Source organism: Tuberibacillus calidus DSM 17572 (genome assembly GCF_000430685.1).
In the GTDB taxonomy this organism is placed as follows: domain Bacteria; phylum Bacillota; class Bacilli; order Bacillales; family Sporolactobacillaceae; genus Tuberibacillus; species Tuberibacillus calidus.
This window is the reverse complement of sequence record NZ_AUMM01000053.1, coordinates 1-20,947: the sequence shown is the minus strand read 5'-3', so window position 1 is coordinate 20,947 and position 20,947 is coordinate 1. Positions and strand designations below refer to the sequence as shown.

17 protein-coding genes and 2 pseudogenes are annotated in these 20,947 nt (G+C 36.3%); 1 reads left to right on the top strand and 18 read right to left on the bottom strand.

Translation table 11 applies throughout. The features are described from left to right. The 7 genes and pseudogenes from H532_RS0112410 to H532_RS18790 all read right to left on the bottom strand — a co-directional run. A partial coding sequence (locus tag H532_RS0112410; RefSeq protein ID WP_245566467.1) for a transposase occupies positions 1-757 on the bottom strand: 757 nt, incomplete at its 3' end. Positions 758-1,079: 322 nt separating this feature from the next. Then, on the bottom strand, positions 1,080-1,517 hold the full coding sequence (locus tag H532_RS0112400) for a DUF1173 family protein (RefSeq protein WP_027725747.1): 438 nt from the start codon (positions 1,515-1,517) through the stop codon (positions 1,080-1,082). Positions 1,518-1,531: 14 nt separating this feature from the next. Then, positions 1,532-2,209, bottom strand: a complete 678-nt coding sequence (locus H532_RS0112395) for a hypothetical protein (protein WP_027725746.1) — start codon at positions 2,207-2,209, stop codon at positions 1,532-1,534. A 10-nt stretch (positions 2,210-2,219) separates the two neighbouring features. After that, positions 2,220-2,402: pseudogene (locus H532_RS21105) on the bottom strand (topoisomerase C-terminal repeat-containing protein); the annotation flags it as partial. A 469-nt stretch (positions 2,403-2,871) separates the two neighbouring features. Then, a complete protein-coding gene (locus H532_RS19650) occupies positions 2,872-3,318 on the bottom strand; it encodes a DUF4362 domain-containing protein (RefSeq protein ID WP_051263323.1) in 447 nt (148 codons plus the stop codon). 56 nt (positions 3,319-3,374) lie between these two features. Further along, positions 3,375-4,025, bottom strand: coding sequence for a hypothetical protein (locus tag H532_RS0112385; RefSeq protein ID WP_027725745.1), 651 nt, complete (start codon positions 4,023-4,025; stop codon positions 3,375-3,377). A gap of 4 nt (positions 4,026-4,029) precedes the next feature. Further along, the gene (locus H532_RS18790) at positions 4,030-4,593 is read right to left on the bottom strand and encodes a hypothetical protein (RefSeq protein ID WP_051263322.1); all 564 of its coding nucleotides are present in this window, start codon (positions 4,591-4,593) and stop codon (positions 4,030-4,032) included. A 464-nt stretch (positions 4,594-5,057) separates the two neighbouring features. Here H532_RS18790 and H532_RS18785 point away from each other — a divergent pair. Continuing rightward, a pseudogene (locus tag H532_RS18785) lies at positions 5,058-5,513 on the top strand (recombinase family protein); the annotation flags it as partial. Positions 5,514-5,599: 86 nt separating this feature from the next. Here the strand turns inward: H532_RS18785 and H532_RS21100 are convergent. From H532_RS21100 to H532_RS0112325, 11 genes are all read right to left on the bottom strand, one after another. Next, entirely contained in the window at positions 5,600-5,809 is a 210-nt protein-coding gene (locus tag H532_RS21100; RefSeq protein WP_425426278.1) for a Mu transposase domain-containing protein, read from the bottom strand. Between the two features lie 233 nt (positions 5,810-6,042). Then, positions 6,043-6,735 carry an IS21 family transposase gene (gene istA / locus H532_RS20855; protein ID WP_051263321.1) on the bottom strand — a complete coding sequence of 231 codons (693 nt, stop codon included), beginning with the start codon at positions 6,733-6,735 and terminating at the stop codon, positions 6,043-6,045. A 388-nt stretch (positions 6,736-7,123) separates the two neighbouring features. Then, positions 7,124-9,835, bottom strand: coding sequence for a phospholipase D-like domain-containing anti-phage protein (locus tag H532_RS0112365; RefSeq protein ID WP_027725744.1), 2,712 nt, complete (start codon positions 9,833-9,835; stop codon positions 7,124-7,126). A gap of 18 nt (positions 9,836-9,853) precedes the next feature. Next, positions 9,854-12,763: an anti-phage-associated DUF1156 domain-containing protein gene (locus H532_RS0112360; RefSeq protein ID WP_027725743.1), complete on the bottom strand. Its 2,910-nt coding sequence runs from the start codon at positions 12,761-12,763 to the stop codon at positions 9,854-9,856. 97 nt (positions 12,764-12,860) lie between these two features. Next, the gene (locus H532_RS0112355; RefSeq protein WP_027725742.1) at positions 12,861-13,430 is read right to left on the bottom strand and encodes a DUF3780 domain-containing protein; all 570 of its coding nucleotides are present in this window, start codon (positions 13,428-13,430) and stop codon (positions 12,861-12,863) included. Next, positions 13,430-16,537: a DUF499 domain-containing protein gene (locus H532_RS0112350; protein ID WP_027725741.1), complete on the bottom strand. Its 3,108-nt coding sequence runs from the start codon at positions 16,535-16,537 to the stop codon at positions 13,430-13,432. Before H532_RS0112350 ends, H532_RS0112355 begins: the two co-directional genes overlap by 1 nt. A 26-nt stretch (positions 16,538-16,563) precedes the next feature. Next, positions 16,564-16,800: a TIGR04540 family protein gene (locus H532_RS0112345; RefSeq protein WP_027725740.1), complete on the bottom strand. Its 237-nt coding sequence runs from the start codon at positions 16,798-16,800 to the stop codon at positions 16,564-16,566. A gap of 177 nt (positions 16,801-16,977) precedes the next feature. After that, positions 16,978-17,340 carry a hypothetical protein gene (locus H532_RS0112340; protein ID WP_027725739.1) on the bottom strand — a complete coding sequence of 121 codons (363 nt, stop codon included), beginning with the start codon at positions 17,338-17,340 and terminating at the stop codon, positions 16,978-16,980. A 61-nt stretch (positions 17,341-17,401) separates the two neighbouring features. After that, positions 17,402-18,946, bottom strand: a complete 1,545-nt coding sequence (locus tag H532_RS0112335; RefSeq protein ID WP_027725738.1) for an ATP-binding protein — start codon at positions 18,944-18,946, stop codon at positions 17,402-17,404. Beyond that, the gene (locus tag H532_RS0112330; RefSeq protein ID WP_027725737.1) at positions 18,947-20,302 is read right to left on the bottom strand and encodes an SIR2 family protein; all 1,356 of its coding nucleotides are present in this window, start codon (positions 20,300-20,302) and stop codon (positions 18,947-18,949) included. It abuts the gene before it with no gap. Between the two features lie 276 nt (positions 20,303-20,578). Beyond that, on the bottom strand, positions 20,579-20,947 hold a 369-nt coding region (locus tag H532_RS0112325), incomplete at its 5' end, for an ATP-binding protein (protein ID WP_027725736.1).

Below are 20,947 nucleotides of genomic sequence, written 5' to 3'. Positions count from 1 at the left end.
ATTCTTCGGATTGCTTAAGAAATCTTTCTAAATACCAGCGTTGTGAATCACTCAAGTGATCATGAGGCAGATAAAAAATATGCCTCATGTGCTTACATTTTTTACGGTCGTACGCATGAAATTCTTTCTGGATTCGCCGCCTTACACGATCCAATGCCCAGTAGATATAACGGGAGAAATGAAACCGGTCCGCGACAATAATGGGCTTTCCAAGTGACTGTTGGACAGCCGACTTAAAAACCGGACTCATATCCATAACGAGGATCTCTACCTTCGCCCCTTTTTGGCGCAAATAACTTTTAATCGTTTTCATCGAACGATTAGGAAGAATATCTAGAGGCTCTCCCGTTTCCGCATCGGCGATGATCAGTTGATACTTTCCTTTGTCCGTATCCCCCTTATATTCGTCTATCGCAATGGCTTTAGGTAACTCCTTGACTTCCCTAAGATACATGGATGATATCCGGTCAAACCGACGAATGGCTGTGGTTTGTGAAGTACGAAATTGCGCGGCCGTGTCCTTGAAATTTTTACCTTGGATCACCCTTAAACCAAGGGCTTGATTCCACTCAATGGTATGTCTTTGATATCGCTCAACGATCGAATTCTTCTCCGTAAATCGTTTCCCACATTTCGGACACCGCTGAGGTTTTTTTGGTAACTGAATATGTAAATGGTAATCACCATTAACTTCTTTAGCCTCAGTAATTACTGCCTCTTTTAATCCAGGTAAAATCATGTTAAAATTCATGTACACGCAACCCCTATCTTTAACTTGTTTCTGCACAATTCAAGTTTAAAGGATATAGGAGGTTGCGTGTATTATTTTGTCTGAATTTTTCTCATACCCCAACAAATATTATAGAGCCAAAAGTTTAATTAAATATATTCCGGAAGCAACCAAAAAAGCGGTCGTTTGAACCCGATTGATGACACCTTGAAGTGTTTGTATCGTGATCCAAAGGATCGCTTGAGTTTGTTAATTCCTCTTCAAACTTAATCAGTTGCAAACGGAATAATAAAAAAATGAAGGTTACAACTTAAATATACTAGAATATTTTACCAACAACAATACTTTATTAAATATCAATTTTTAGTGGTTTTCTTACATCCCATTCTAGGTATTTATATCCTTTATCAAGATAATGCGCTCGTTTTTGCCTTAAATGATTTACATAATCAATATTGTTCATTAATCCCGCTACTTCAATTATCACATTCGGCTTTTGTTTATCGAGGATAAAATCGGGCCTGTAAACTTCATCAATAGGCATTAACAGGGGTTTTTTAAAATTAATCTTTTTTTCTACAAGATATTGAAGCATAGTTCTCTCATATGAAGAATCTACCGGTATGAATGTGTTTTCTTCGGCTGGAACGAAAATAAGTTGATCATCAGCCAACTTTCCATTCTCCCGTTCTTTGCGCCAAATTACTACATAACCCGTATCCACACCAGCTTTAGTTAATGCTGCTTTATCGTAAATCCAGCTGGGAATAGAATAATGCATATTCAAAATGGTACTATCATCTATGCAATATAAAGGAATCGTCCAAAAACCTCTTTCATTCTGAGCAAAATCTTTTTTGTTGGCCATCCTATAATTAATTTGTGCTTTTTAAAATTATATTTATACTTTGTATGGGTTAAATACCCAACCGTCTTAAGGGATTCATTATCTACGATAGCTTCACATATAGCTTTATAAAGCCTTCTACCAACATTCCTTTTCTGGTCTAGCCGGTAGCAGTGCACATCATATTTTTGCAAGAGGGCAAAAAATAAAGTTCGTAAAGAAGCCTTCCTATGAGTACCCGCGTTAGGCAATGAATGAGGCTTACTATTGGGATTTTTACTTCCTATTATTGATGCCTTTGTTTTTACTTCTTTTTTTATTCCTTTTAATTTACAAGATATGGTCCCATCATCGAGAATGTTTATCCCTTTTTTACTTAAAAAATTACGATAATAGGTATTCAATATGCAGTCATCAGCATGCTGTATGCCATTTTTGCTATTAGTAGGATTATTGACTGGAAAATATTGATGTCTCTTTTTGATGTGTAAATGCGGAAAGTGTCCGTTACTTTCGTTGCAAAGACATTCAATGGATGGCCGTTCCTCGTACAATCTTTTGTAGAGTTCTGTTCTTTCTCTCTCAGTTAGTTCGCTAACATTGTACTCTTTATCTTCAACTCTCCATTTCAACTTTTATCACCTACCAAAATATTTTTTTAGAAAATACCGGGCGGCCTTTAACAGAATCCCATACAATATAAGCGTCAAAAGTCTCTTTATTTTTGGTTTGAAATCCTTTTATGAGTGATGTTGACCCTTTATCTAAGAACCTTCTAACATCTTCAATCGGTATCTTTTTCCCGCAGTAAATTTTATTAAAAGTAAAAGTGCAGCCTGTTGTTTTAAAAGCACTACATCCATAAAAGTCTTTTCGTTCAACAACTGGGGAACCGCATTTATTACATGGAGGGGTAGCGCCAGCTTTTTGACGTAAAACCCACGCTAAGACATATTATGGAGTAAATAACTGAAATATACTACTCTTAGAAGGATTTCTTCTATATAAATATATAAAAAAGGTCATGGATTTTTGTTATTTCACAACCGCAGGACAAGCAATAAATAAACCTGAATATAAAACGTCTTGTAGAGAGACATGATTACAGCATCGCCGTAGATTCTTCTTTATTTAATACACCTTTTCCCAAAAAATAAGAGAACAGGAATCAGTATGCAGCCGCGTAACGCTCATTACTGACCCTGTTCCATTCTATATTGTTTGGTTAAGCAAATTACAGTTTTGTAACTACTCTTGTTTTAATCCACTCGTAAATGAAAAGCGATGAATCAATCTAATTCCCTTTTACTGTTAAAACTTCTATCTTTCCATTATTAGCAGATTTCCCTTTGCAACCTTTTAACATGTAAACTGTAGTTCCATTTTCCACGTTTCTGACAATACCGGAGCATGTGTTTGAAGTTATAGATTTGGTACCTGCGTATTTGTCATTTGTTGTATTTTTAATAAATGTAATATTTATGCCATTATAATCGATTGTATAGAAAATAGGATCGCCTTCGTTTGTGTAATTAACCAATTTAATGGATGATTTATGTTTGTTTTGGTAGTCCGCGAAAAACCTTTCCATTATTTTAAGGTTGCTAACCTGTCCATGCTGATCTACAATATAACCCTCTTGCTTTAGTTTTTTTGGAGAAGGGGTCGTAGGGGTTGCCGTGCAACCCACAAGGACCATGAAAAAACAGTTAAAAAATATTATTATTTTAAGTTTTTTCAAGGAAATCCTCCTACTTACACCGATTGTTTGACTTTGGCCAATTCAGAACTAAAAAACTAGTTTTTATATTGCTGTATTTCCTTCTTATATTTATTCAAAGCACTATTCTTTAACTCCGAATAATGCTTTATACCTTCTGCTAAATCCTGCTCATCTTTATCTTGCCCATCAATATTCATCTTACCTTGATTAAGGCCTAAGATAGAATACTGATCATCACCAATCTTGGCGAGAAATAGTAAATAAGTTGCTCCATCTTTTAACACTGTGTACTCTTCGGGTTTTATTAAAATATTTCTTCCTTGCTCATCTTTTTCATCTAAAATTACCGCACGTTGGAATATGGAAACTTTTGCATTTCCAAGTTGCTTGTCTCCTTTAATTACCTTAAGAACTTGGACTGGAGAAATCGTGTGGTAATCTATAATATCATTGGTGTCTTTGAAACGTTTGATATATTTTTTATCATTAGTTATTTCCGTGTAAGGTTTAGCAATTACAATTAAATCAGCTTTGGCCGTCAGTTCATCTAAATTGCCATACTTGATATAGTTAGCATGTGTATTTAAAACTGTATATTTACTTTTAAGGTTCCCTGAGTTCTGGGTGATATTATGACTGAATGTCTTAAAGGAAAAAACAAGAACCATTATTACAGTTACAATGACCAAAAATATAACCCGTTTTGAATACCATATTTTTTTCATAATTTTAATACCCCCATCTTTTTCTTAAGTTACTTTTATCAAGAGATTGAGGGCCAATGCTTTGAATACCTTGATGCATTACCGATGCGGAGCTTTCACTTGGATGACCTAGACTGAGGGAATGTCCAAATTCATGGGTATAATTTGAGATAATTTGGCTATCTGTCATATTATTCTTGTTCATGTTATCATAATACCCTATAAGATCACCGCCCCCGTTCCAAGTGTGACAATAACAAGATGTGTCACGATGTCTACCAAAATTATCTGTGTAATATGGGATAAACTCTCCTAATAAATCTGGATCACTTGTTGTTTCCGCATAGACTTCTATTGCTGCTGCACTATTTTGCCAATTACTAAGTGTCACTTTACTAGATATGCCATTCCAATTTCTAGCAGCCGGGACTATATAATTGTTTTTATAGGTATCATTAGTGTGAACGTTATAATAAATCGGGTTCACACTACTAAAACCACCAGACCAAGTATCAGCTGCATGTGAGGTAACAGGGCTTAATATAACGGTTAATAGTAACACAGGTAGAAAAAACAAGTACTTCTTCATGTTTTACCTCCTCGTTATTTTAGATATTGAAAGAAAATAGTTAAAACACCACCTCTCCGTATATTTGCCATAATTCTCTAATAATTTATATTCACTGTATTTCTTGAAATTCCTTCAAATTTATCTAAAAATAGTTCTTTATTCCCAACACTTTAAGAAATATTAAGAAAAAATGTATCTTAAGACCTATATGGGTAGCGCCAGCTTTTTGACCCAAAACCCACGCTTACTCCAAAATTATTAACCATAGACTCGTAAGCATCCATATAAGGACGGTTAGGATCAAATGGATTCCCCTATTTGTAAAGAACCTAAAACGTTCGTTTTTGGGAAAACTTCTTGTTATACCAAAAATAGTGGTTATGTGAAGTTTTTCTTTTCCCTAAACTCATCCCTTTAACAAGTTCCCTAAATTTGACCTATCAATCTATTTAGGGAATAATTGTTTCAAAGGAGATGGAAAAATGGGAAAAATTTTTGGATATGCAAGGGTTTCAACCCAAGACCAAAATTTAGACCTTCAGATTGATGAATTGGAAAAGTACGGTGCAGTTGTTATTTATAAAGAAAAAATATCAGGAGCCAAAAAAGAGCGCCCTGAGCTAGACCAACTTTTGAAAGCCATAAGGTGAAGATGATACTGTCGTCGTTTATAAGTTGGATCGTATCTCAAGGTCAACTAAGCATCTTATTGAGTTAGCCGAGACCTTTGAAAAAAAGGTGTCCACTTTGTGTCAATCCGGGATAGCATTGATACCTCTACAGCGATAGGTCGATTTTTCTTTCGTACAATGGTAAGTATAGCTGAATTGGAACGGGATATAATCAGTGAACGTACAAAATCCGGATTGCAATCTGCAAGGATGAGGGGCCGAAGTGGAGGAAGGCCATCTAAAGACTTAAAACTAGTTGAACAAGCTTCGAGATATTCTTGCCAGTTTTCCGGAAGTTGCTCATAAAACGTGCTGTATTTCAAGGCCGTTGGCCTTTTGGCCATTAAAGACAATTACGGCTGCCACTTCATTGATTTCGTCTTTTCACCATATAGTCTTTCATGTTGAACAATGATTTCACCGTTGTCGGCTAAAATGTCAACCTGATTATAAGTGATCCCAACCAATACCTCTTGATTGGCATATCGAGGCGATGTCGAATACTTCTTGGCATCAATTTGTACATAGCCATATTTATCGGCTTTTAAAGTTTCATATCGGATACAAGCGTATTCCTTTGCCGGAAGGCACAGTAGGGCGCTTCATGTAATCTGGCAATCTCAATCTTTTTCTCGTAATGCAGGCGTTGGTGATCGGCTTCACATTCCTTCCATAGCTGTTGATTAAAATCATCCGGATTATAAATAGTGCGTTCCAGCAGGAACAAGTTATTCCTAAAATATTTTACTTTGGATTCGACATGCCCCTTTTCGTTTCCTGAAGACGGGTTACAAAATTAATAGATAAATCCATAATGAAGGGCAAATGGTTGAATTCCCTCAGTTAAAACTTGTTCCCCATGCGTAAGGATTTTCTTCACAGCCGGTGCTAAATTATCAAAACGTATTCGGCGAGGGACTCCTCCAATGTGATGAAAGAAATACTTTAATCCTTCCAGAAAACAATCCTGGTTTTGAGATTCAAAGACTTGCACATAAGCGGCATTACTATATGGGAACGACATGACTAAATACGGAAAATCAATGACCCTGCTCATATATTTAAAAGGAGCTTCCCCAAAATCGACTTGAGCGTCTCCTGGCTTCGACTCAAGTGGGAGGGCAGCCTCTTCACTTTCATCCAGCAGTTCCTTCCTACGCTTAGAAACATAAGCCCGAACGGTACGATCGGAGCCTTTGAAATTCTCTTTTTCGACTAACAGCTGCCATATACGTTTAGCCGTTCGACGGTATTTCTTTTTCTTCTTCATATCTTCCCTAAGCCATTGATCCACGATATCTTTGACGGGATCCATGACCGGAGCTGGTTGTGATTTTTTTATTTTTTCTTTTGGCTGAAATTCTTCCATGTCGGCATATTTTTTTACCGTACGGTAATCTTTATTCGTTCTTCTTGCGACATCAGCATAACTGCATCCTTTTATGTTCACTTCTTGTCTGATATACTGTATATCGGTCACTTGTAACATCTCCTCATACTACCTCCTGTCTTAATTAGTCCAACAGGAAGTGTCATTAAATGATGGGATGTCTGCAAGTGGCTGTTTTTTGTCATCCTCCCGGGGAGACCTACATAAAAGGAATGCCATTACCTACATTTTTATGATGCCATAAACATATCTCGCACCTCTTGTTGCTTAAGATAGGTGGCAAAATCCATTCCTCCTCACCTCTGTTCAACATTCTATGACCTATTTTTGTTGAAAGAATGCCTCTGATTACTGAACATTCTGTACCCTGTTATAGCACGGAAGGTCGTAGAATCCAAATTCTATGTCCTAAACTTTTCGATTCATAATTGTTGACTTATAAGTAGTGATAAAAAAGACACCCTTTAAACAGGTGTCTAATCATAAATTACTCATTCCATTTTTTCATCAGGTATTTTCTTTTCTCCGTTTTATCCAGCACTTTGATACAACTTTCCCAGTCTACTTTTCCGACTCCCCGTTCATAACGAAGCTCAAATGGATGGTATTTTGGAACTTCATCAATAATTCGCTGGGCTTTTTCCATATCATTTAAAGCAACTTCTATCCAGACATCCTCCAATACATCAGGAATTTGTCCGAACATCGAGTGTATGTTCTCCAGTCTCTTTGAAAGAATTTCATGTACTTTATCCTCAACAGATCCCTTGTAACGCATGTTGTAGATAAAGACTTTATCGTTTACCTGACCTATTCGTTGAATACGTCCTTTTCGCTGTTCCAACCTAGTCGGATTCCAAGGCAAGTCGAGATTAATTAATGTTCCCAGCGTTTGTAAGTTTAATCCTTCAGAGGCTGCATCGGTACCTAGAAGAATTTTTAACTCTCTCCGTTTGACCATTGCTTTAATCTCTTCCTTGGTTTTCTTGTAATAAACTCCATCGATTATTATTCCCGACTTATCCCCACCAGCATAAATACCGATTGATACATTTTTTAAGTCTTTGGATAAATTCTCAGCAACCCAGAGGGCGGAATCATAATATTGGGAGAAAATGATACACCCTTTGTCCATCCACCCTTGATTTATCAACAAATCATAAACCAGATTATATTTCGGGTCTTTATCTTTATTTAATCGAATAGTCTGCAAGAACCTTTCCAAACAGCTTCTTTCTTCATCTGTTAAATTCTTTATGCTTTTCTCATCAATACCTTCATCGTTGTAATCATCTTCCTGATCATCATCAGTTGTAGTTAGCCCCCAATTTAGCATTTTTATTGCGGTATTTTCTCCAGCAATCATGGTACTCCCAACTCTTCTTAAAAGGAGCGTAGTAATAAATCCTCCACCTTTAACTCTCTTACTGAGTAACGAAGAGAAATCTTTTGCATATCCGTATGCTTCTTGTAAATAAGGAGGCAAACTGATTGCTTCCTCATCCTTTTCTCCGAATAATTCAACCTCGACTTTTTTTAAATATGGCTCTCCTGTTTCGGGATTGATCGTTGTCTCAAGGAAATCCCTTGTCCTGCGAACAATATGTCTGATAAAGGGATTATGGTTCTGCATAAAGCCGTTATCAATAATCCTGCCGATTCTTCTTTGTTCCGATGGTCTCATTTGATAGTATGCCCCAGCATCTATCACGAATTGCTCATCTGTCATTCCCAAGTTTCTTCGTAGAATACCAAAATTGATCTCATCTTCAGATGCAGGCGGAAAAGGATTGTTGATCCAATACCAGTTTTCAAGATCTAAATTACTTAAAGCGACTTTACCCATGATTAGGTCAAGTGCTTTGCCAGGTTCCTTCCGCCACTTACTTTCCGAATTTCCTAATACATGGTCGCTTCTTTGAGATAATACATTTAATAAATCCCACGCTTCAATCGGATAAAGCTGAACAGGTGTAGCAGTAGCGAGAAGCATACTTTTTGTGTTTTTGGAAATCTTCAATAAGAAATCTAGTAAATTATTAGGTTGGGGTTTCTCATTTTCTTTACCTTCGCCTAGATTTTTTCTCCTCGCCCTATGTGCTTCATCAACCACAACACATTCATATTCCAAACTCAGTAAGTGCTGAACAGAATCGGAATTCGATGTAATTAACCCTTGAGAAATAATTCCTACCCTACGGGGACACTTCTTAATTCCTACACTCCCAATAGCAGGATAGCGTACTCCATTTTCGTCAACCCATTCCTTTCCAGTCCAGACAGCAGAGGGCATGTCAAGCAGTGTGTTGATTTCATCCTGCCACTGCCAAAGGAGAGTCTTTGGTGCAATAATCAAGACTGGTTTGTCACCGTAAAGAGCCATCAGTTGAGCAGAAAGAGCTAATTGCACAGTCTTTCCCAGACCGACTTGGTCGGCTAACACATATCTTGCCCCATGTGATTTCTTATGTGCTTCGAAAGCAAGGTTAACGAAATACTTCTGGTGTTCCCATAAACCATATTCCTTACGATAAACGGGAGCTTCAATAACCGCCGCGGCGGGTTCCGCTTCCTCTTTCCAATCATCCACCTTATAAATAACTTCTCTACCTGCAATTCGGTGTATATCCTCAATGATAAAATCACTAAGCGGAACTGCAGAAGGATGGTTCCAGAAATAATCAAATTCCTCTTGAACCCAATTAACTGCTTCCTCCGAATCATCTTCCCAAAGCATTTCATAATTGAGTTTCCAAGCAGAGTAGGTTTCGTTGACACTGCCTATAAAAGAGGTTTTTGAACCATCAGCCAGTGTAATCACGCCTGCTTTGCCGTGTATCAAGCCAAATACATCATTAGGAACGACTTTTACTTTTAACTTCCCACTTCGCAATAAGTGATACAACTTCTTAAGACGAGGTGAAGAAGAAGGGGGCAGTTCTTCAGGAGTTGAACTGCACCACTCTCTTCTCAACGCATTTTGCGCAGCTGTAGCAGTAACTACATCTTCCCTCGATAACTCTGAGTTACAAATCATACGAACTTCACCCGCGATATTTTCAATCGCTTCGCCCGCGATTTCAAGGATAGAAGAACTAAAATATCCTGCGATACGGTCGTAGGAAATCGCCCCTTTAAGCCTCTCATTCAAGAAACATTCACTAAGTCGTTGTTTTCGGGAGGAAAATCGTTGTATCATACCCTTCCCCTCCGCTCATTACACGCCATCGTTTTCGACCAATTCTTTTAAGATAGATGCCATATGAGCATCCTTTTGCCAATGACCCATATTCTCGATAAACTCTAAAGGTGCAATGTATTTTAGAATTTCAATTATACTACTTCTCATATTCCAATAGTCAGTTAACTCTGTTTTCAGCCAGTTCCTTCCCTTAATAGAATCCTCTTCTTTATTGGCAATATGGATAGCAACCAAAATGTTACGAAGAAGTGTAGAACCAAAATTGGAGCTATCTCCGAGACCACGTGTTCCAAACTCCGTCGCAGTCCTTAATCTAGCAGTATTGGCTTTTGCGTCTACAAGGATATTTTTATATTCACGTACTCCGAAGCCTCGTGCCAATTCCTGATACGCAGAGAGTTGATAAATATTTTGCTTCTCTAATTCTAAACCTTTTAAATAAAATCTTTCTTTAGGAGTTAGTGTTTTCCAAACGTATTTATCAAATCCCGTTGGTATTAAATAATCATAAGCTATTTTAACCGCTTCATTAATTATATTAACAATTGGAGAATCTTCATTGGCATTACGTGCTTTTGATAGTTCATATTGTACATCAATTCCTTCTATACGTTTATAAGACGTAAGAACTTTCAAGGAAGCTGCATAGGCAGCAAGAAGATAATCTGGGTCACTAAAATTAGGATCATCTTTATCATCGATCAGTCGCATGCTATCAATTTGTGCCTTAACTTCTGATTCAATATCGGGAAATAGCTCATCAAGATAAGCAACTGTGTCAGATGACTGTTTTCTTAAGACTAAAAGGACAGTACCCTGAACATAATTCCCTTTTCTTGCTCCATTTGCATTTGTTTCTGTAGTAATATTCCAGGCTGAAGAAACCTGAAGTCCTGCTGACCATAAAATCATTGATAGTTCAGCCCATACTTTAACATCTTGATGCGTGAACATCACGACCTGCAATCCATTATCTGGCATATGATTCGCTAAATTCCTATATATTTCGACCATACTGTTGTTAAAGGATTCACCTGTACCTCGTACGGCAAGAATCCGTTTACTATCGGTATACCAGTCAGGGAAGGTATTTTGTAGCAAATTTTTATCCCACGAGAGGAAGTACTCAGATAATTCATGATAGTTAACCGCATCTGCATAAGGGGGATCAGTAATCCAAACATCACAATTATCATTTATTTCTCTTCCATCTTTCACATACAAGTTTCCATTAAAATTAAAATCATAATTATTTATATTAAAAAACCATGTTGTATTTAAGGACAATAAAGTTCTTGACAAATAGTTATATAATGTGTTTAGTGCCTGATCACTAAAAACCTCTTGTCCCTTCTCATTAGCACCATCAGAATTCCATCTCGATAATTTTGCATTCCAATTACAACACTTATTTATCCCTAATAAACCGATCACTCTTTCATTTTGCGTCTTGGCTTCACGATCAATTAATTCGACTAGTAACCCATGAAGAAGCAATTGTCTCGGGTTAAATAATTGATGCCAATATGCCCAGCCTCTTTCTCTAATAGGTTGTGTAGTATTATATCCCTCTTCTATTAACAAGCTAGGAATATAACCTTTATCTTGCCATTCTACGAATCGTTCTGATAATAACCGAGCAATTTTTTCCTCTCTTTTTAGATCATTCTCATTTGGTGCGACAAAATATCTCTCTGTTTTCAAATTACCTCTGTCATCAATATATTCATGTACGTACCTTATACAGTATAATCTCTCTTGAAAAACATCCTCTGGCTTTGGAATGAACTCATGCTTCTGCCATTTTCTAAGACCAAACTCGACGGTTCCATCCTCCCCTCTACGATCTCTACGAAGGGAAGGAATTGGTGTAGATTTCTCACAGTGTAAGCAATACATATTACCATTCTTTATCGTTGATAAACTTTCGGCATGTTTTATTTCATCTTCAGAAGCATTCGATATAATTTCAATATTGAAACCGTTTTCTTCATTTTCTCTAAGAATAGCTACTGTCTTTGTCCCTTTACCAATAATCCAAGATGGAGATAACGGTACTTTATAACCACATTCTGGACATAATGCTTCATGACAATATAAATAAGAGTCTGCACGGTCTCCTCTTTCATTGGTTTCAATTCCCCACTCAAGAATTTGCTTATCGGCTAAATCATAAATTTTTTTCTGAAACGCCCTTAGTTCTTCAATTTCGTCATCACTTGCACCTGCGATATGTAATGATGCCCAAGTCAAAAGCATTGCAATAGGATTCAAATCAGAAGCATACACATCACATCCGATTCGCGCGGCTTCAAAAGGTATACTTCCTCCTCCACTAAAACAATCCCCGATAATTGGCGTATGTCCAAATTTTCTCTGTCCAAGCTCACGAATTAGTTCTTGAATGTTAGAAGCTGAGGTACCTAAATGACTATTTATTTCTTTCCATTCTTCTTCTGAAATGTTCTTAACTTCTTCGGGTCGTAAACAATACTCTAATTTTTCATCATAAGAAAAGCGGTCAAAAACTAACCTCTGCAAAGCATTCTTTTCAGCAGTAGTAATACCTTTCTTATACTTGGGCTTATCGGCATCTTCGTTTTCAAAGTAGCGTTGTCTCTCACTATGTGTAAGGTTTTTATAAAGAACTTTCATTGGAATTGATTTATTCTTTCTATGCCAAAGCCCTTCATTATCCATAGTAAGGATTTTCAAGAAAATATCTCTGTCTTTTTTCGGGTCATTACTTGCAGGCATTAATAGTCCAAGAATAGCTGCACGAACTAGAATTAACGGCTTCCGCCCCCACCACTTACCTAATCCTGTTAGTGTCTGCCCCAAGTTAGCTTTTCTTTCCTTATAACTTTCCTTTGATACTTTGGAAACTGGAAATTGAACTTCAATAAATGATTTTTCATAACTCATTCCAGATCTTTTCCCCTTCTTTAAGCAGGTTGCCCACAAAAAGTTAAGGTACATCTTTTCTCTTTTTGTGGGCGCTATACATTAATTTTCCCTTGTCTTATTCATCTTTTTGTTGCTCAAACAAGAATTCGAACAAATCCATTTGCTTCCTATTCTCTTCAACAGGATTTTCAGTAAGGGCATAACGAATTGCTTTACGCCAACCTCTTTTATCGTGGAGTTTACCTGTAGAAGCATTCGTCATCGTATAGAGCCACCAGCGTTCTTCAGGACTTAGCCCTAGCCAATTTCGAATGGCAATAGGGATAACCGAAGGGTCGGAATCCTCAATTGACCACACAAGAATCAACAATTCCTTCCCTAAAAGCCTCTCAACAGGAACTTGTCCCGTTTTCCACTTTCCAGCAACTATCCCTTCTTTTTTTAGCCTTCGGTTAAACTCAGTCCTCACAGCTTCCTCAATGAGTTTCCATTTATGCTTGGATATCATTGCTTTGGCTTTATCAAAAAGATCATCCAGTTGTTGTTGCTCAACACCCTCTTGCCACTTAAACCTTTCATAAAATAATACAGTACCATCTGCACTTCTGGGAATCGTGACAAGAAAATGATGTTGACTCTGATCAGGTTGAAATCCGAATCCCAATGCAGATTTTTTACTAGTCATTATTGTGTAATCTCCGATCCTTTAAATTCAGATAGGCTAATTCCCTTTTCCATTGCCCAATCTAAGAAGTTTTGTCCCGTTTTAAACCTTACTATTGTATACTCTAGGGTAATATTCAATCTAGCATCATTCATAAGTGAATTTCTGATCGTATCTATCGTCTTCTCTAACTGTTCAAGCTCAACCCTTGTAGAAGAATCAATGGTTAATTCAATCCAACCTTTGCTATTCGTCTTCTCATCAATTCTGAAGAGGGCGACTTGAACGTCAGAAATAACTGCTTGATGCTTTTTCAATAAAGCAATGTCAGTATACGTTTCATTTGTATCATTGGTGCGGTATGTCTTAAACAAATCCAGTTTTGCGTCTTTCTTAATCTCTAATCCAGCACTTTTACCTTTTTCTATTTTAATCGTTTGAAGGTCAAAGTACTCTCCGCCATGTTCCGCCACTACTTGAATAAATGAAGCATGATCTGGAACAATAAATTCCCCATTATAAACTCCGCCATTAGACTTCGGGTTAGATCCATCCGTAGTATATAGAATTTTTACACCTGGATGAGATTGAAATTGTACCAGTGTACCGTTGGCAGTCTGCTGAATTTTGTGTTTTATTTTTACATCGCTTTGCCACGAAACAGGATCACCTGTTTGATGTTCCCCACTGCTATCGACACATAAGAACGACAATTTTAATTCACTAGTAGTAAAATTATTCAAATCATCTACTAATTGAGAAGCTGTAGTGGGATTGCTTCCCACTTCATAATAAACCTTATCTCCGTATTGGGGTATAATCCTTAAGGTTGTTACTCCCGTTTCGAGATTTTGGTCTTTGACTTGAATCAACACCGAAGTCTTTTCTTTGGGGAACGGTCCTTTTACAAGATATCCCCCGTTTTCTCTCCAAATATCCTTTTTAAGACAGTCATTTTTCAAATCATCCAATGCACGTGGTATATGCCACTGCCAGCTGGTTTCAATAGCAGCCCTTTCTTTGATGTCATTCCAACGCATTTCTTTCTGCGTAAAAAGGCGGTCTTCGCACTTACGTCTAAATGTATCACTGCTTACGTCCGTCGTAAACTTTTGCTTACTTTCTAAGGTTTTACGAATCTGCTCTTCCCCATTAAAGTTATTCTCTTTGAATTCCATTAAAAAGTCAGCGGACGTGATGCCATTCTTATTTGGAAAATATAAGGTAACAAATGTCTCTCTTGCAATTTGAAGTACTGCCATTATTTTTTTATGTCTGGTATCTACAGCAATCTGGTATTGTTGGTTGGTTTCGGGAACTTTTTCGTCGATCATATTCGCAATTATACGTTCTATTGCTTTCAGTTCTTTCGCCGCGGTGTATAAGCGATTCATAATATCGCGTTGACCAGAGAGAAACATAACCCGATTCTTGTAGGTTGACTTTTCGTAGAATTTTTGTAGTTCGGGATGCAAACCACTTCCAACAAAAGGTTCAAACAAAACCAATGTTACCTTATCAGAAGTAAGCTGTATATCATCCACTGCTGGAAATACTTGAACAACTTGGTAGCAATCTTGAACTGTAGGCTTGAAGCGCTGCTCAAGGAATGTCCGTAACTCCTTTTTTGCTTGTTCATTATCGTATGATTCGACTAATGAATGCATTTCCGCAATCATATTTTTTGTGTTCTTAAAGAAAAGTCTTCCTTCCTTGTCCTGATCAAGATACCAAGCTTTCATTTTAAATTCATCAAGAACTTTTTTGATCCCTGTTATGTCCTTGTTTGGCTCACACAAATACCCAATCGTATCTGAGATAGACAACCCTAATAAAGCATTCGGAACATCGGCTAATGACGCAACAAGGATCAATTTGCTCAAGTCTTGTACAAGAGTCCCACCATAAATGCTGTCCAACTCTTCAGCAACCGACTTACCATTGGAAGCAATGTCGTGACTTATCGCATTCGATAGTGATTGCTTAATCTGGGACACTGTGGTAAGCATATTACGATCATTCAGGTCGAAATCAAAAACATTTACGAGATACTTGGACTTAGCTTTACATTGATCGCCCGTATATAATTGTCTAATGATTTGACGCATCAAACGAATTAATCCTCTAGTTTGTTGGAATCCAGGATTCTCTTTAAATCTTGCATAAAGATCGCGAATTGAAGGGTGGAAAGGATAGGAATCCTTAATTCCCACATACAGCTGATCACTTGAATAATTGGTTAGTCCCATCTGTTTTGCTTCGTGAACCACATTTTTGTAACCAAGTGCTACATTATTAATCTCATCGGAATCGGGTAATTCTTCAAATAATCTTTTCTTAAGAATATGGTATATCTCATCAGAAGTACTTCCAACAGGTTCAATGTTAAGGGCAGAACGATTTATCTCGTTCTCCAATTCTTTGAATGTCGACTGGAGCAGTTCACTTCCGCTCTCATATGCAGCCTTCAAATCAGAGATGACTAAGCAGACATTGGAGAGTTGTTCTTTACCGAGAGCCGAAAACAGGTTGGAAAGTGCTGTTCTCGTTACAACTGCAAGATCTGTATTCCCTATCATTACGGATTTGGCATTCTCCAAATATGGAGGAAGCTCATCCAGCAGGATTAAGAGCGGTTCACCTTGTAACAAATTGATCCAAGCATTTTCACCTGGCGCTTTGAGTGGTGCATAGTAGTCTTTAAACATTTCTTTTTTACCAAGTTGTTCTGCAATTGCCCCCCAAATACCAAAAGGAGCGTCACTTTCACGCCCTGTAAAAGCAACAACCTTCACTTTGCCAAGATAATCACTTTTATATTGCTTACCTAATACTTTCTCTCTGAACTCTGGATGCATCGCAAGTAACCCGAGAGCGAGCATATTATGGGTTTTTCCTCCACCCATAGCTTGTGTTAGCTTAATCAGTCCCGTGTTGCTCTGCCGTATAAATCTCTTAAACGCAGTTTCGAAAAGGATATTCATCCCTTGCGTAAGATAATTTTCCTGAAAAAAATCATGAGGGTTGATTCTATTTTCAACCAGATCTGAAAGGTTTAGTACGTCCTCCCGCTTGGTGTCGCTAAAAACGCTATCTCTTGGCTTACAGAGTTCGAACAAAGTCTTCAAGTTTAGTTCCTCCTCTATATCTATGATTAATACATCTCACGTAAGCGTGTAACTACTTCTAATCTCCGTTTACCACATTTTTGCTTTATTACAGAGGTATATTCATTTCCCTTCATAATCTTGGAACGGTTGTTTTGTAGTAAAGTATTTATTGCTTCAATCATACGCTCTTCACTTAGCTCATTAAGCCAATATGCATCAATAATCTGATTGATCGCTTTTGCGACCTCATCTTGGCTTTTATAGAACATTTTAATTTCCATTAGGAGAAGGACTCACCTCTCATAGCTCGCTTGTATTAAATTTATATTTTAATTATAGTCGTTTATAAGTGGTCTCGAAAGTCCTCCCTACGTATAGGAGTAATATTTGGCGACATTTTTTGATTTAGTAAATAGAATCGATATTCAAAAAATAGAGGATAGGTTTAAACCTACCCTCTAAACTGTCTCCATATCTTCAGCTAAACGCCACTTAACGTCGGATTCCCTCGCCGTTACTAAATGCCAGTATAGTTTTTCTAACTGAAGCTTTGGATGACTCATCATCTGTCCTAAAATTGATTCGGAATCGCTATATGTTAATTCTTTCAAATGTTCTTGTGCTTTAGAATCATTATCTAAGGTCTGGTGTTTGTACCTAAATCCTTTCCACACATAGCTCTGTGGATTATCTCTGCTTAAAATAAATTCAGCCACATAAGTTTGTTCGAAATGCTGAAGATTAAACTCTATTTCCAATAGCCATGTTTCTTCAGTCTCAGAATATTCCAATGTACTAATTTTCATCTCAGTTAGTTTCATAGTAAAAACCTCTCTCTATTATTAGATTGTGAGTTTTATTTTTAAGCAAATATTTTTATTCTTAAATTTCTTTTTTCCAATTGTTTATTACTTTTGGATCGTCACTCAATGGAGTGGGCGATGCTGTTTCTATTTTTATAATATCTGAGTAGCCAAATGCTTCCCCGATTACAACAGCATACTGCCTCTCCAAGCCAGGTATCAATTTCAGTAAATTTGTATTACTTTTACTAAGCAACTTGTTTATAAATTCAAGATCATTTTTGTTTGTTATCCTGTGGACGATATAAGAATTGCACTGTGACAAAACTGTTTTACTTAACTCAGAAGGGCGCTGACTTGAAATAATTAGGCTAATTCCAAATTTTCTACCCTCTCGAGCAAGTCTTTCTATATAGTAATTTCCCAACTTATAATCTGCGTTTTCTTCTTCATTAATATACCTGTGAGCCTCCTCGAACAACACTAGGATATTTTTTCTACTGGAAGAAACCCTATTATTTAGCGACCATTTATACAGAAGCTTACTAAATAAAAACATTACTATATCAAATTCATCCTTATCAAAATCTGCTTGTATAATTATGATCTCTTCTTCACATGTTAGAATTTCTTCAACTGTATTTTGGTCTGTTTCAATTAAAGGAAATATCCTTTCATCCTCTACAATCCTGTCTATTCTGTTAATTAACGTCGCATTCCAACCAAACCATTGATTAAAATTATATGCATTGTTGTTAGTCATTGTTTCAATATGTTTAACAATGCCATCATGTAAATCAGCAAATGCGAAAGAGTCTGTATTCCCGTTATCTTGTCGCAATTTTTCTATGACAGCTTTCAATACTGGAGCTTGTACACCTTGACTTGCTCCTAAGAATTTATAGTATTCTGTGAAGCTTAAATAGTAATGGGGAAGTTTTAATTCATCTTTTTTTACAACCTTTACACGAAACTCGTTCGTAGGAAAAGCTCGTTCATACTCATTATTAGAATCAAATATAATAATTTTAGGATTAACTTCGATATTTCTTCCCGACTTATCTTTCAATCGTCTTTTTATTCCTTGTAAAATAGAAGCAATAGTACAAGACTTGCCCGTTCCTGTATTACCAAACACGCCTAAATGTTTTCCTAAAAGAATATCTGGGTTTGCAAATAAGCTTAAGTTGGGATCATTATAACTTTTCCCTAAATCAAGTAAATATTCTGAGTCGATCTTGAGTACTGAACTGTAAATTTCCTGATTTATAGAATATAATTCACTGCCGATGATGGGAAATGTATTTATACCAGTATCAAATTTTTTCAAATAATCATCATAGATACCAACAAGCTCAGCCTCTACTAAAAACTTCCCCTGGGTATCAGTAAAAATATTGTCATTAATAAAAAGATTTCTGTCGTAGATCTTAGATATACGAGCAATTATCTTTTTACTGTTTGGTAAGACTGCGTAAATAAATTTATTAATTGATACTACAAAATCGTTAATTCCAGATTTTAACGATATACTGTTCACTATATCTCTTTCTGTAATTTCAACTAGTATTGTCAGATTCTCTATTTTCACTAGCTTCCCTATTTTCAATGAACTACCAAACATCTACACGCCCGCCCCATTTTTCAGCCTTTTAAATGTTTCATAAATAACCTTTTCCGATTCATCCTCGTATGGATAAGGGATTAAATATTTTACTATATATTCAAAGTTACCTAATACTGATCCCGAAAAAATCGTAATTCTAGAATCTTCTTTACTTCTATTAATCAAGTCTTTTAAGTACTCTGATATGTTTTGATCATAAATATCCTGATAGGTAAATACAACTAAATTAAAATCTGGCTTAGATAGCGCATTGGTAATAATATCATTAACATGTTCATCTAAGAAACTATATCCCATGACCATCAGGGTTGAATTTGGCTTATTAATAAATTCAATGAACTGCCTAAACATTTCACTATAGGGAAGGTCTAATGAGTATTTCTTTTTGGATTGTACAGGATATATAATACAATCTGGTAATTGACTGATTGTCTTTACATTGTCGTAATCGTGCTGAACTTCTGTGATACCATACGGCGGTTTGTTGCTGTCAAACTTCCAGGAAAGAGATCCGTGTAACTTAAACAGGTTAATTGATCTAGAGTAAGCTTGACTTATATCCCTTAGATTTATATGTACATCTAAATGAAATGAGGATGGCATAAATGCACGGTAATGAAAACCTAAGAAGCCGTTATTTACATTAATACCTAATTCTTCTGCTGACTTTTCAATTAACAGGTCATAATTCAAGGTGAATATATTGACTTTATTTAATTTCGGGTCTCTTGAAACAATGCGTTTCAGAAAAATTTTATGAAACAAGTTATTGGAATAATCTATGGTTAAAACGAAATTATTGACAAATGCAGATTTATAGTCAGTTATTAGCTGCTCTAATTTAGAAGTAATATCTTGATCTTTAAGTACAGTTTTAGAATAAGATAAGATTTCATATAAATTATCCAATGCCTCTTCTGGGCGTTTTGTAACTAGCTCATTTATTGTCTTCTCTATTCGACGGTTTTTAGCTAATTTAAAATTTGCAAGTAATTTGTCATGTTCTGATTCTTCATGTACATTTATTGCTTTTGACCCTGCATACAATGAACAACCATTGCTAATCAAGAAATGTAAGTTAGTGCCTAATAAAAACTTGCTTAAAATATTATTTCTTATATCAGCTGTTCTAACTTGAAGTTTCTGAAGAGCCATATCAATATCAAAATTATCACAATTTTGGGCATAGAAATCATTTTTTGTTGTACGCGTGAGTATGTATGACAAGTTCTGATTGAATTTACTAAGAAATTCTGGAGTAATCAAATCAGTATCTTTTTTAATAAGCACTGAAGTTAAGTCATCCATTTCAAATTCAATGCTTTTTTCTTGTTGAAGATAAACATATCGCACTGGAATAATCTCCTTTTTATATCGGTACTTTAATGTTAGAATTCGACATTTGTTTCCAATTCCCCTTCATCATCCCTCTCGTTGCGGTGACAATTTTCACACTGATCTTTCTCGCCTAACTCATTCTTACAGAATTCACATACTCTAATTACCGTTTGATTTATTTGATAAATTCTTCTGACTGGAAAAATTATTTTTTGCCCCTTATTAAATATCGAACAAAAATTCTGGCTAAGTAATTGTAACCGTCAAGTAAAAATGAACACTTTTTGCTCATTAATTTTGAACACTTTTTTCCGTAAAAATGGAAGAACGATGTTTCATACGATAACTGGAATCGTCAAATTGAATGACTTCCACACGGTGGATTAAACGATCTAATATCGCGGTTGTTATACCCGGCTCACCTATTATTTCACCCCATTCACTTGGGCTTTTATTGGAGGTTAAAATAATAGAGGCTTTATCATATAAATCATTGATCAAATGGAAGAATAGATTGGCTTCACGAGTGTCCATTGCCATATACATCAGATCATCAATGATAACTAAGTTTGAATCTCTTATTCGCTTCATCCTTATCTGAGACTTCCTTGTGAATTCTTCCGTCTTTAACGTATGGATAAGTTCTCCCATTGATATAAA

Coding starts and splice junctions, on each gene's coding strand:
- H532_RS0112340 (WP_027725739.1), bottom strand. CDS start 17,340: ATGAAACTAACTGAGATGAAAATTAGTACATTGGAATATTCTGAGACT.
- H532_RS0112385 (WP_027725745.1), bottom strand. CDS start 4,025: ATGAAAAAAATATGGTATTCAAAACGGGTTATATTTTTGGTCATTGTA.
- H532_RS0112335 (WP_027725738.1), bottom strand. CDS start 18,946: ATGTTTGGTAGTTCATTGAAAATAGGGAAGCTAGTGAAAATAGAGAAT.
- H532_RS0112355 (WP_027725742.1), bottom strand. CDS start 13,430: ATGACTAGTAAAAAATCTGCATTGGGATTCGGATTTCAACCTGATCAG.
- istA (WP_051263321.1), bottom strand. CDS start 6,735: ATGTTACAAGTGACCGATATACAGTATATCAGACAAGAAGTGAACATA.
- H532_RS0112360 (WP_027725743.1), bottom strand. CDS start 12,763: ATGAGTTATGAAAAATCATTTATTGAAGTTCAATTTCCAGTTTCCAAA.
- H532_RS18790 (WP_051263322.1), bottom strand. CDS start 4,593: ATGAAGAAGTACTTGTTTTTTCTACCTGTGTTACTATTAACCGTTATA.
- H532_RS0112365 (WP_027725744.1), bottom strand. CDS start 9,835: ATGATACAACGATTTTCCTCCCGAAAACAACGACTTAGTGAATGTTTC.
- H532_RS0112345 (WP_027725740.1), bottom strand. CDS start 16,800: ATGGAAATTAAAATGTTCTATAAAAGCCAAGATGAGGTCGCAAAAGCG.